The organism is Vitiosangium sp. GDMCC 1.1324, assembly GCF_003044305.1.
Classification (GTDB): Bacteria; Myxococcota; Myxococcia; order Myxococcales; family Myxococcaceae; genus Archangium.
Map to the genome: position 1 here is coordinate 120928 of NZ_PZOX01000016.1, position 13323 is coordinate 134250.

Annotated in this window: 5 protein-coding genes; 1 reads left to right on the plus strand and 4 read right to left on the minus strand. The window is 68.6% G+C overall.

Annotated elements, in window-relative coordinates; genetic code table 11:
• Positions 1-39 precede the first annotated feature (39 nt).
• The 4 genes from DAT35_RS37330 to DAT35_RS37345 form a co-directional block, all read right to left on the minus strand.
• The gene (locus tag DAT35_RS37330) at positions 40-459 is read right to left on the minus strand and encodes a CBS domain-containing protein (RefSeq protein ID WP_108074046.1); all 420 of its coding nucleotides are present in this window, start codon (positions 457-459) and stop codon (positions 40-42) included.
• A gap of 84 nt (positions 460-543) precedes the next feature.
• Positions 544-1503 carry an RNA polymerase sigma factor RpoD/SigA gene (locus DAT35_RS37335; protein WP_158502070.1) on the minus strand — a complete coding sequence of 320 codons (960 nt, stop codon included), beginning with the start codon at positions 1501-1503 and terminating at the stop codon, positions 544-546.
• Positions 1504-1700: 197 nt separating this feature from the next.
• Entirely contained in the window at positions 1701-3800 is a 2100-nt protein-coding gene (locus DAT35_RS37340) for an alkaline phosphatase (protein WP_108074048.1), read from the minus strand.
• A gap of 181 nt (positions 3801-3981) precedes the next feature.
• Complete coding sequence (locus DAT35_RS37345) at positions 3982-5472, minus strand: sigma-54 dependent transcriptional regulator (RefSeq protein ID WP_108074049.1); 1491 nt, start codon at positions 5470-5472, stop codon at positions 3982-3984.
• A 488-nt stretch (positions 5473-5960) separates the two neighbouring features.
• On the opposite strand from DAT35_RS37345, the gene DAT35_RS37350 reads away from it, so the two are divergent.
• Positions 5961-13109, plus strand: coding sequence for a S8 family serine peptidase (locus tag DAT35_RS37350; RefSeq protein WP_233261948.1), 7149 nt, complete (start codon positions 5961-5963; stop codon positions 13107-13109).
• Positions 13110-13323 lie beyond the last annotated feature (214 nt).

Below are 13323 nucleotides of genomic sequence, written 5' to 3' on the forward strand. Positions count from 1 at the left end.
GGCGCGGGGGAGGCATGAGGCCCCCGCGCCGTTTCATTTCTACTGAGGCGTGTTGAGCTCCTTGAGCACCTCGCCGGCGTGCCTCGCCTCGCCCGGCACCGTGGCCAGATCATCCAGGCTGATGAGGCCCACCGGCCTCTTGTATCCATCGAGCACCACCAGGCGCCGCACCGCCTTCTCCTCCATCAGGTGCTCGGCCTCGGAGATCGGGGCATCCGCGTCGCACGTAATGACGATGTGGGTCATCGCCTCGCGCACGGTCGTTCGGTTCGGATCCTTGCCCGCGGCCGTCGCGCGCACGGTGATGTCCCGGTCCGTCAGCATCCCCACGAGCTGCTCCCCATCCATGACGGGCAGCGCCCCGATGCCGTAGGAGCGCATCCGCTCGGCCGCCGCGCGCAGGGGCGCATCCGCCTCGATCGTCTCCAGCCCCTTCGTCATCAGATCGCCGATCCTCATCTGGCGCCTCCTCGGGGCACTCCGAGCCCCTGTGTATTGCTTCCTGCCCACGTCGGGCTCCTCCGCCATGCGTGCCGCGCCGGCTCAGGCCGGTGCATGCAGTCCGGGCTCCTCGTCCAACCACGTGAAGTCCGGCATCCGCTTGAGCAGGTACTCGCGCATGCTCGCGATCAGCCCGGCCTCCACCTGGCGGGCCCGCTCGCGGCTCACCTGGAAGTGCTTGCCGATGGTCTGTAGCGTCTCGGGCTCTTCGGCCAGTAGCCGGTGCTCCAGGATGTAGCGCTCGCGCTCGTCGTGCAGTCCGCGGGCGAACTTGTGGGCCTTCTCCAGGAACCAGCGGGTGAGCTCTCTCTGTCCGAGCTCCTCGTCCACGGCCGGAGTCCCCGAGTGCAGGGCGCGAGCCTGGAAGGGGCGGCCCCGCTCGTCGTCGGGGGGAACATCGAGCCGGACCTCGTCCTGGCGCAGACGCTGGTCCATCTCGACGACCTCCTCCTCGGGGACGCCCAGGCGCGAGGCCAGCAGCCGGGGTGTCGCCTCCTGGCCCGAAGCGAGCAGGCGCCCCTCCTCCTCCCGCATCCGGAAGAAGAGCTTGCGCTGCACGTCCGTGGTTCCCAGCTTCACCACCCGCCAGTTCTCGATGATGAAGCGCAGCAGGTAGGCGCGGATCCACCAGGCCGCGTAGGTGCACAGCCGCACGCCGCGTTCGGGCTCGAAGCGTTCCACGGCGAGGAGCAGCCCGAGGTTTCCCTCCTGGATGAGATCCATCAGGAGGAGGGGAGGGCGGTGGTGCTCGCGCGCCAGCTTCACCACCAGCCGCAGGTTCGAGGCCACCAGCCGGGCACGGGCCTTTGGGTCTCCACATTCCCGGAGCTGCCGGGCGAGCGCCGCTTCCTCCTCCCGGGACAGGAGGGGATGGCGTCTCACCTCCGCCAGCCACGTCTCGAACAGCGCGCGATCACCGGGCGTCAGCGCCTCCAGGGAGAAGCGCCGGGACTTCGGCGACCGCGCCAGCCGGGCGGGGCGGAAGTGGCGGGCGGACAGCATGCATGCACCTCTTGGCGGATCAGGGTCGATTTGCGACCGCTGCCGTCGTGATGCAGCAGGCGTGCGAGGTGTGGCTCCTTCGGGAAGGTGCCCGGTCGCTCGCGAATTGGGCATGCGGGCGGGCGGCCGGACGCGGAAGGAGAGGAGGCCCCGGTGTGCACCGGAGCCTCCTGGGGTGAAGCGCGCCGGGGGTTGCGTCAGGCGTCGGTGATGGCGCCGTCGCGGACGCGGAGGGCCTTCTGGGAGAACTTCCCGCCGAGCGCCTGCGGCTGGTTCGCGTAGTTGGTCTTCACCTCGGAGCTGGGGATGAGGTGGAAGGTGGCGAGCGCCTCATCGGCGCGGACCTCGAGCACCACGAAGCCATGCGCGTCGCCGTTGGTGAAGGCGAGGCCGGGGTTGCTCGCGCGCAGGGTGGACTCCATCTCGGTGATGACGCGGCGGTAGACGGAGCTGCCGGGCGGGAAGCCCGCGGCGACCACGGAGCCGCTGGCGAGCTCCTTCACGGAGGAGGACGAGATGGCGGGGGTGGTGAGGGTGGGCACGCCGCCTTCCACCGAGGCGTGGGAGGAGTGGATGTCCCCGGAGATGAAGAGCGCGTTGTGCACGTTGTTGTCGCGCAGGAACTTGAGCAGCTCGGCGCGCTTGTTGGGGAAGCCGTCCCACTGGTCCGCGTTGAAGTAGAAGCGGGTGCGCAGCTGGGCGGGGATGTCCGTGAGGTCGCTCAGGTTCCACACCATGGAGGTGAGCGACACGGAGCTCACCACCACCTTCCAGGTGTTGTCCGCGCGCACCGTCTGGCGCAGCCAGGACTCCTGCACGGTGCCCAGGATGTTCTCGCTGGTGCCCTGCGACTTCAGGTAGCGCCAGCCGGAGTACAGGTCGAAGGTCTGCTTCACCACGACGTAGCGCGAGCCCAGCATGCTGAACAGCTCCGTCTTGCCCATGTGCGCGTAGGCGAGCCCGCGCGGCTTGTCGGACGGGCTGATGGGGGGAGCGCCGAGCTTCGCGAGCACCTGGTTCACGTACGCCAGCGCGAGCTTGCCGCGCACGTGCTCCACGGCCTTGGAGGCCGCCTCGGCGCCGATCCCCGCCTGGAGCGCGAGCTGGCCGTAGGCCTGTTGCAATGCTCCCTTCTGCTGGGCGTACTCCGCCGAGTCGATGTCCACATAGGCGTAGTCATCGGCCGTGAGGAGCTTGTCCACGCCCGCTTCCTTGAGCGCCACGTCATCCATCACCACGGTGCCGGGGTAGGCGTCCTCGGGGATGAGGTGGTCGGGCCGGTAGGTGCGCAGGTCGGTGAGGATCAGCCGCAGGTGCTTGCCGTACTCGAAGTCCCGGTAGATGCGCGTGGCGGGGTAGCGGGGCGTGCTGTCCACGTCGATGGCGCCCGCGCTCGAGTCGGTGGTGTCCAGGGGGATGTACTCGAAGAAGGCCTGCTCCGCGTTGCGCTTGCGCTCATCGGAGCGCTCATCGGCGCGGCCGTCCGAGTACGTCCCGGTCGAGCCCCAGCTGTCGTCGGAGAACTCGTGGTCGTCCCAGACGACGATGAAGGGATAGCGCTCGTGCAGTTGCCGCAGGTGGGTGTCCGAGCGCAGCGTCTTGTAGATGTCGCGGTAGTTGGAGAGCGCCGCCGCGGCGAAGTATTGCCCCGAGTTCTGGGACAGCGCCGAGGCGGTGTCGCTGAAGCGCACCGTGCGGGCCTCATCGGGCGTCTGGAAGGAGGTATCGCCGGTGGTCTCGTAGATGTAGTCGCCGAGGAAGACGATGAAGTCGAGGTCCTCGTCGCGCTGCAGCAGGTACTGCCAGGCGTTGTAGTAGCGGCCGATGAAGTCCTGGCAGCTGGCGAAGACGAAGCGCACGGGGACGTCCTGGCCCTGCTCGGGCGCGGTGCGGGTGCGGCCCACCACCGAGGCGTACCGCTTGCCATTCTTCTCGTAGAGGAAGCGGTAGTAGTAGGTGGTCCGCGGCTTGAGGTTGGTCACCTTCACCTTGAGGGTGTGGTCGTGCGCGGGCAGCGCCTGCAAGTCATTCAGCTCGAGCACGAGCGTGGTGAGCTCCGCATCCGTGCCCACCTGGAGCGAGAGCGGGGTGGCCGAGTCCTGGTTTGCGGGATCCACGGCGCGCGTCCAGAGCACCACGCTGTCGGAGCGCGGATCTCCCGATGCGACGGACTGGGAAAAGATCTCCTGGCCGGGAGTGATGGGAGAGTCTTCGTCCGGAGAACAACCGAAGGCGGTGCTGGCGGCGACAGCGGCGATGCACTTCAGGATGGTTCGACGGTGGAACTTCTGGCTCACGTGGGCCTCCGCTGAGAGGGACGGAGAGCCTAGCGCAGCCCCTCGCGGCACGTCCGTGACGCACCGCGGCCTGTGAGTGCTGGGAGAGCCACCGTGCCGCTGTGCCCGAGCACACTGAGAGCACACGGCGAGCACACGTCGTTTCACCCTCCATCAGGAGCAGTCAAAACGGTCACTGAAATCAAGGGGTTCCAGAGTCCGGCCCGCCGCGACGGAGTCCGAGCGCTTTCATCTTCTTGTAGAAGTGTCCGCGCTCCAGATCGAGCAGCCGCGCGGCCTCGGTGACGTTGTCCTGCGTATGCGCGAGCGTGTGCTGGATGATCTCCCGCTCGGCGTCCTCCACCTGCTCGCGGAAGGTCCGGTCCACGCGGGGCCGGAAGCCGCTGGCGGGTGCTGAAGCCACCGGAGCCTGGGCCACGGGCACCGGGATGGGCAGGGGAGGGGGATATGGCGTCGCGATGGCCGGAGTCCCCGGCGCGTCGGCCGGAGGTGGCGGAGGCAGGATGCCCTTGCCGCGCGGGAGCAGCTCGGCGGCTTCCTGGCCGGAGACGACGGGGCCCTCGCAGAGGATGGCGAGCCGCTCCACCAGGTTGCGCAGCTCGCGCACGTTGCCCGGGTAGTCATAGGCGGCCATCACCGCCAGCGCCTCGGGAGACAGCGACAGCGGCCGACGCCCGTTCCGCGCGCATGCTTCCTTCAGGAAGGCGTCGATCAACGCCGGCAGATCCTCGCGCCGCTCGCGCAGGGGCGGCGAGTGAATCTGCACCACGTTGATGCGGTAGTAGAGGTCCTCGCGGAACCGTGCGGCTTCAATCTCCTTCTCCAGGTTCTTGTTCGTCGCGGCGATGACGCGCACGTCCACCTTGAGGGTCTCCGAGCCGCCCACCCGCTCCAGCTCGCCCTCCTGCAGCACGCGCAGCAGCTTGGCCTGCATGGCCTGGGGCATGTCGCCGATCTCATCCAGGAAGAGCGTGCCCTCGTGGGCCAGCTCGAACTTGCCCCGGCGCACGCTCATGGCACCGGTGAAGGCGCCCTTCTCGTGGCCGAACAGCTCGCTCTCGATGAGCTCGTGCGGCACCGCCGCGCAGTTGAGCTTCACGAAGGGCCCGTTCTTGCGCTTCGAGTTCTGGTGCAGCGCCCGGGCGATGAGCTCCTTGCCGGTGCCGTTCTCCCCGGTGATCAGCACCCGGCCCTCCGAGGGCGCCGTGCGCTGGATGAGCGAGAAGATGCGCTGCATGGCCGGGCTACCGCCCACCATGTCGTAGCGGCCCACCTCCGCGCGCAGCGCCTGCAGCTCCTCCACCACCGCCTGGTGCTTGAGCGCGTTGCGCAGCGCCACCAGCAACCGGTCCCGGGCGATGGGCTTCTCCAGGAAGTCCCGGGCTCCCAGCTGCGTGGCCTTCACCGCCGTGTCGATGGTGCCGTGCCCGGACATCATGATGACCGGCAGATCCGGTTTGTGCTCCATCATTCGGGCCAGGGCCGTGAGCCCGTCCATGTCCGGCATCTTCACGTCCATCAACACCGCGTCCACCGGGCGAGCGGACACCACGTCGAGGGCCACCTGGCCACTGGCCGCCAGCTCCGTGCGGTATCCCGCCAGTTGGAGCGACGTCTGGAGGGTCAGGAGGATGTTCTTCTCGTCATCGACGATGAGGACGGTCGCGGGCATGTCGAGGCACCTTGGGGCGAGCCAGTGTGGCCGCCGGGCCACACCGTTCCGGAAATCCCGCGACCGTTCAAGGGCCGCGCCACCCGAAATCCACAGGCGTCACGCGCGCTTGGGGCGCAAGGGGGATGTCTCTACGGTGTTCCCCTGATCCCCTTCGAGCGGCGGCCAGGGCCCGGCCCGTCTCGAAGTCCGAAATTAAAAGAAACATTTGCTCAGCAAGTGAAAGCCGGCCTGTACACTGCTTGTCAACCTTTACGCTGCCGTGATATTTGTGCCTGCTCCGGTGGTGTGGATGGCGGTCGGAGCGGCTTCCGGATTCCCAGGGGGAGTACTCGCGCCCGCGGAGCAGCCGCCGGGTTTCACCCGAGTGGGTCCATGAAGAAGTGGCTCGCCCGGTTCCGTTCAGCAAAGGGGCAACAACAATGAAGGAAGCGGCGTACCGGTCCACCGGTATGCGCTCTCGGGGTGTGTCCAAGAGAGCGCTCGGGGTGGCATGGCTCGCAACGGCGTTGGCGTGCGGGGGCTCGGGGAGTGAGCCTGGAAACCAGCGGCTTGAGGGATATCGCTCGAAGGCGCCATTCCACAAGGTACAGCTCAGCGCGCAGCAGGCTGCCGAGCTGGAGAAGCACGGAGCGAAGGTCCTCGGCGACTACGGCTCCTACAAGCTGGTTCAGGTGGATGATGCCACGCTGGACTCGCTCTCGCCGGCCAAGGGCGCGGAGCTGCGCGATGACTATGATCACATCCTGCTGAACGCGGGAGTCATCGATACCGCCTCCGAGTACGCCAAGTCGCAGCGCGGGATGGTGAAGAAGGCCGCGGGCAAGGGCTTCCACATCGTGCACTTCGACGGCCCGGTGAAGGCCGAGTGGCTCGAGGAGCTCAAGGCCACGGGCGTACGGGTGGTGACGTACATCCCCAACAACGCCTACCTGGTGTACGGCGATGTGGCGGCCATGGGCAGCCTGCAGAAGCACATCGCCGCGGCGCCCGCCATCCGTTGGGACGGCGAGTACCTGAATGATTACAAGCTGGACCCCACCGTCCAGACGGTCGCGACGCCTGCCTACTCCATCCAGCTCATCAAGGATGAGGAGACGAACGGGGCGACGCTGGAGCTCATCCGCAAGCTGCAGACGCGCGAGGCCATTGTCCAGGAGGCCCTGGACTACGTGAACGTGGTGGCCTTCGTGGACCGCCAGGCGCTCAACGAGATTGTCCAGCGCGCCGACGTGCTGTCCATCCAGCCGCGCCTCGAGCCGAGGAAGTTCGACGAGCGGCAGAACATGATCATCGCCGGTCAGCTGACCGGAAACGTGCCGAGCGGTGCGACCTACCTGAACTGGCTGGCGTCCAAGGGCTTCACCCAGGCGCAGTTCACGGCGTCGGGCTTCGGCGTGGACGTGAGCGACAGCGGCATCGACAACGGTACGTCGCTGCCCAACCACTTCGGCCTGTACCTCAACGGAGACGTCACGGGCACCAGCCGCGTGGTGTACAACCGTCTGGAAGGTACGGCGAACTCCGGCAGCACCCTCCAGGGCTGCGACGGCCACGGCAACCTGAACTCGCACATCGTGGCGGGCTTCTCCAACCAGAGCGGAGCGCCGTTCGCGGACGCGGCCGGGTTCCACTACGGCCTGGGCGTGGCGCCCTTCGTGAAGGTGGGCTCGTCGGTGGTGTTCGACCCGGGCACCTTCACCTCGCCCAACTACGAGAACCTGCAGTCGCGCGCCTTCCGCGACGGCATGCGCATCAGCACCAACAGCTGGGGCTCGAACGCCAACACGTACAACTCGGACGCTCAGCGCTACGACGCGCTGGTGCGTGATGCCCAGCCGGCGAGCGCGGCGGTGCCTGCTGCCGGCAACCAGGAGATGATCATCGTCTTCGCGGCGGGTAACCAGGGCTCCGGCGCGAACACGGTGGGCAGCCCCGGTACGGCCAAGAACGTCATCACCGTGGGTGCCTCGGAGAACGTCCAGGCCTTCGGTGGAGCGGATGGCTGCGGCACCACGGATACGGAGGCCAACAGCGCCTACGACATCGTGGCCTTCTCCAGCCGTGGCCCTGCCTCGGACGGCCGCAAGAAGCCGGACATCATGGCGCCGGGCACGCACGTGTCGGGCGGTGTGGCGCAGACGGCGGGGCAGCGTGCGAGCCCGCCGGCGATTGCCACCGGCCAGGCGCTCTCGTGCTTCGACGCCACGGGCGTGTGCGCGGGCCCGAGCTCGAACTACTTCCCGGTGACGCAGCAGTGGTACACGGCGTCCTCCGGTACCAGCCACTCCACCCCCGCGGTGGCCGGTGCCACGGCGCTGCTGCGCCAGTACTTCATCAACCAGGGCGTCACCCCGCCGAGCCCGGCGATGACGAAGGCCTACTTGATGAACTCCACCCGCTACATGACGGGTGTGGGGGCCAACGACTCGCTGTACTCCAACAACCAGGGCATGGGATTGATGGACCTGGGAATGGCGTTCGACGGCGTGCCGCGCCTGTTGGATGACCAGAACCCGGCCAACCTCTTCACGGCCACGGGCCAGTCGCGCACCTTCAGCGGCGTGGTGGCGGATTCCACCAAGCCCTTCCGCGTGACGGTGGCGTGGACGGACGCGCCGGGCTCCACGACGGGCAGCGCGTGGAAGAACAACCTGGACCTGAGCGTGACGGTGGGGACCACCACGTACAAGGGCAACGTGTTCACCGGAGCCAACTCGACGACGGGTGGCACGGCGGACAGCTCCAACAACGTGGAGAGTGTCTTCCTGCCGGCGGGCATCGAGGGGGCCTACACCGTGACGGTGGCGGCCACCAACGTCACCTCGGACGGCGTGCCCAACAACGCCTCGTCGCTGGACCAGGACTTCGCGCTGGTTGCGTACAACTCCTGCGCCACCGCCACCCTGGCGCCCACGGGCACCACGGCGACGGTGAACGGGAACAACCGCATCGACGTGTCCTGGACTGAAAACGGCTCGGCTTCGTACAACATCTACCGTGCGACGGCGGCGGGTGGACCGTACACGCGCGTGGGCACGTCTGTTGCGTCGCCGTTCTCGGACACGGGCCTGTCGGGCGGCACGACGTACTACTACGTGGTGCGCGCGATGCAGTGCTCCGAGTCTCCGAAGTCCAACGAGTCCTCCGTGACGGCCACGGGCGTGTGCACGCTGCCGCCCACGTTCGCGGGTCTGACCTCCGCGGCCAACGGCGCGGCGAGCACCTGCTCCAACACGCTGAGCTGGTCGGCGGCCACGCCCATCTGCGGTGGCGCCATCAGCTACTCGGTGTTCCGCAGCGCCACTCCTGGCTTCGTTCCTTCGGCGGCCAACCGTGTCGCCACGGGCGTGACGGGCACCTCGTTCGCGGATGATGCGAACCTGTCCAACGGTACCCCGTACTACTACGTGGTGCGCGCCACCGAGGTGAGCTCGGCCTCCAACGAGGACACGAACACGGTGGAGAAGGCAGCCACTCCCACGGGCGTCATCACCCCGGGCGTGCGCTACTTCGACGACTTCGACTCCAGCCGTCCGGCCAACGCTTCGGCGTACTGGATTCCCACCGCGGGTACCGGCAGCGCGTCCACCATGGCCATCGTGTCTGGCTGCCGCTACCAGTCGGCCACCAACGCCTACCGCTTTGGTGCGGCCACCACGACTTGCGGTGGCACGTATCCGGTCAGCCAGCAGCACACGCTGGTGCTGGGTGGTAACGGCTCGGTGTCGTCCACCATCAATGGCTTCTCCGTCCCGACGGGCGCGTTCAACCCCCAGATGACGTTCAACGTCTGGTACAGCTTCGAGTCCCGGTACGACGGTGCCTGGCTCGTCTACAGCACCTCGGGGGCGAGCGGTCCGTGGATCAACGTGGGCGACGCAGCCGTGGCGACGGCGCCGTACATCTCGGCGGGCGGTTACGACAACACGCTCAACAGCAGCACCACCACGCGCATCTGGACGACGACGACCGCGGGCAGCTCCGGCACCAACGGCGCTCTCAAGGCCGTCACCGTCAACCTGGGCGCGCTGGCGGGCCAGAAGGTGTGGTTCGGCTTCAAGTTCTACAGCGACTCGTCCACTAACCAAGAGGGCTTCTACGTGGACGACGTCCGCATCAACGCGGACACGGCGGGCTCGTGCTCCACCAATGTGCCTCCTCCGGGACCGGCCGTTGCCTACAAGGTGACGGGTCTGCCCTCGGTGGCGCAGGTGACCATCCCGACCTCCTTCAGCGTCACGGCGGTTGACGCGGCGGGCGTGGTGGCCACGGGCTACAACGGGAGCGCCTCGTTCACCAGCACGGACAGCGCGGCGGTGCTGCCCGCCACGGCGACGTTCACCGCGGGCGTGGCGAGCGGTCTGCCCGTCACCTTCAACACGGGTGGCGACCAGTCCATCACCGCGACCGACGTGGCGGCTCCGGCCATCAAGGGCACGGGGAGCACGTTCGTCACCACGGCGACGAAGCTGGTGTTCACCACGCAGCCGACCAACTCGACGGCGGGCGCGACGTTCGCTCCGAAGGTGGGTCTGCAGGACAAGGACGGCAACGCGGTGACGACGGGCTCGTTCAGCGTCACGCTGTCCATCGCGAACAACGTGGGCGGGGGCTCGCTGTCGGGCACCACGACCGTGGCGATGAGCGGTGGAGTGGCCACCTTCAGCGGTCTGTCCATCGACAAGGTGGGTACGGGCTACACGCTGAAGGCGACTGCGAGCGGCCTGACGGATGCGACCAGCTCGGCCTTCAACATCACGGCGGCCACGGCCTCGAAGCTGGCCTTCGCGACCCAGCCCTCCGCCACCGTGGTGGGCTCGTCGATCGCTCCGGCGGTGCAGGTGGCCGTCCAGGACGCGTTCGGCAACCAGGTCACGTCCACGGCCAGCATCACCGTGGCGCTCAGCGGCGGTTCCGGCGCTACGCTCAGCGGCACGGCCACGGTCGCGGCGGTGGGCGGTATCGCCACCTTCGGCAACCTGTCGATCAACAAGGTGGGCACGGACTACAAGCTGACCGCGACCTCGGGGACGCTCACCAGCGCGACCAGCAGCGTGTTCTCCGTGACGCCGGGCGCTCCGTACCGGGTGCTCATCACCCGCCAGCCCTCCAATGTGGTGGCCGGTGCTTCCATGAGCCCGTCCGTTCAGGTCTCCCTCTATGACCAGCTCGGCAACCTGGCGACGCAGGCCTCCAACCCGGTGACGCTGTCCCTGGGCTACAACACGACCGGCGCTGTGCTGGGTGGTGTCACCACCGCCAACGCGGTGGCGGGCGTGGCGACCTTCGACTCGCTGTCGGTGAGCCGCGCTGGCACCAACTACACCCTGGTGGCGGGCGCGAGCGGCCTCTACCAGGACACCAGCGTCAGCTTCAACGTGAGCGAGGGTCCGTCGGCGAAGCTGGCCTTCCGTGCGCCTCCGGCCAACGCGGTGGCGGGCTCGGTGATCGCCCCCGTGACGGTGGAGCTCCAGGATGGTCAGGGCAACCTCAACACCGCCGCGACGGCGCAGGTGACGCTGTCGCTGGGTGGTCCTTCGGGCGGCGTGCTCGGTGGTACCTCCACGGTGACGGCCATCAACGGCGTGGCCACCTTCTCCGATCTCAAGATCGAGCGGGCGGCCAGCGGCTACACGCTGCATGCCGAGGCCACGGGCCTGACCGGTGCCACCAGCGGCGCCTTCTCCATCACTCCGGGTGCGGCGGCGGCTCTGGCCTTCTCCGCCCAGCCTGGGAGCGTGGTGGCGGGTGCGTCCTTCGCCCCCTCGGTGAAGGTCTCCATCGTGGACGCGTTCGGTAACGTCGTGACGGGTGCCCAGGACGAGATCTCCCTGGCGCTCGCCAGCCCGGTCGAGGGTTCCACGCTGACGGGCAACAACAGGGTGGTGGCCATCAACGGCGTGGCCATCTTCACCGGCCTGACCATCACCCGCGTGGGTGCTGGCTACACGCTGGTCGCCAGCGCGGGCTCGCTCGCGGGCGCCACCAGCTCCGCGTTCGAGGTCCTGCCCAGCACGTCGGCCCGGCTCGCGTTCAAGACGAGCCCGGCTCACACCACGGCGGGCGCGGTCCTGGGCACGGTCGAGGTGCAGATCCTCGACATCCACGGCAACGTGGTGCCGGCGACGAACGTCATCACCCTGAAGCTCGAGGGTGGCTCGGGTGCCTCGCTGGGTGGTACCACCGCGGTGTCCGCGGTGGCTGGCGTGGCGTCCTTCGGTGACCTGAGCATCACCCAGGCGTCGGCGGGCTACCGCCTGACGGCGCATGCGGAGGGGATGGCGGACGTCTCCAGCTCGGCGTTCGATGTCTCGCCCGGCGCGGCCGCGGCGCTGGCCTTCTCGGTCCAGCCCGGCACCGCCCAGGCGGGCGCCACGGTGGGCCCGGCGGTTCGCGTGTCCATCCTGGATGCGTACGGCAACGTCGTCACCTCGGCGTCCGACGCCATCACGCTCGCGCTGAGCGCCAACCCGGGTAGCTCCACCCTGACGGGCACCACCACGGTCGCCTCGGTCAACGGTGTGGCCACCTTCGCGGATCTGTCGCTCAACCGCGCCGCCAAGGGCTACACGCTCCAGGCGAGCACGGCCTCGCTGACGGCGACGAGCGCGGCGTTCGACATCACCGGCGGTGCTCCGGCGCGGCTGGTCTTCCGCAACGCTCCGGGCAACATCTCGGCGGGCGCCACGCTGGCCCCGATCGAGGTGGAGCTGCAGGACGCCCAGGGCAACGTGCTCACCGACAGCAAGGCCCTGGTGACCCTGAGCCTGGGTGCGAACCCGGCGGCCGGTACGCTGCTCGGTTCCGCTCCGGTGTCCGCGGTGGCGGGTGTGGCGAAGTTCGAGGGCCTCTCCCTGCGCAAGGCCGGCACCGGCTACACGCTGGTGGCGAGCGCCCAGGGCTTCGAGGGCGCGCAGAGCGCGGCGTTCAATGTGACGCCGGGTTCCGCGGCCAGCTTCGCGCTCGTCTTCCCCGCGAGCGTCACCGCCGGTCAGGAGGCCACGCTCTCCGCCACGGCGTATGACGCCTACGGCAACGTGGCCACCTCGTACGCGGGTCCCGCCAAGGTGACGAGCTCCGACGAGGCGGCGGCCCTGTCCGCCAACGCGACCTTCGTGGAGGGCGTGCTCAGCGGCTTGAAGATCACCTTCAAGTCCTCGGGCCTGAAGACGCTCACCCTGACGGATGCCGCGGAGGCCACGCTGACCGGCGTCGCGCAGACCAACGTCACGCCGTACGCGCAGCCCACGGTGTCCGTGACCGAGCCGGCGGGTGGTACGGAGGTGTCCGGCGAGGTCCGCATCTCCGCCACGGGCGCGGTGGCGGCTGGCACCACGCTGAGCCAGATCTCCATCCTGGTGGATGGCGTGGTGATCGCCACGGGCAAGGACGCGACGCTGACGGCCACCTGGGACAGCTCCAAGGTGGAGAGCGGCTCGTCGCACACCATCACGGCCGTCATCTCCGACAGCGCGGGCAACGTGGTGGGCTCCGCTCCGGTGGGCATCACCGTGAAGAACGAGGGCTGCGGCTGCGGCGCCACCTCGGGCACGGACGCGAGCATCTACATGGGTCTGTTCGCCCTGGCTCGCTACGTGACGGTGCGCCGCCGTCAGACGAAGAAGGCGGCCTGACGTGTTAACGGGTCCCGGTGCGCGCTGAGCTGGCGCGCCGGGACCTGGCCGGGTGCTCGAGCGCGTTGAGCAGCGCCACCCGCACCCTGTTTCAGGCGAGGGGCCTCCGCTGGAAGTCCCTCGTCCTCCCTCCCCGAGCGGTGTTCCGCCGAGTGCCCATCCTTCGGGCCCGTGCCGTGAGCCCGTCCACGTCCGGCGGCTTTTCCAGCCCAGT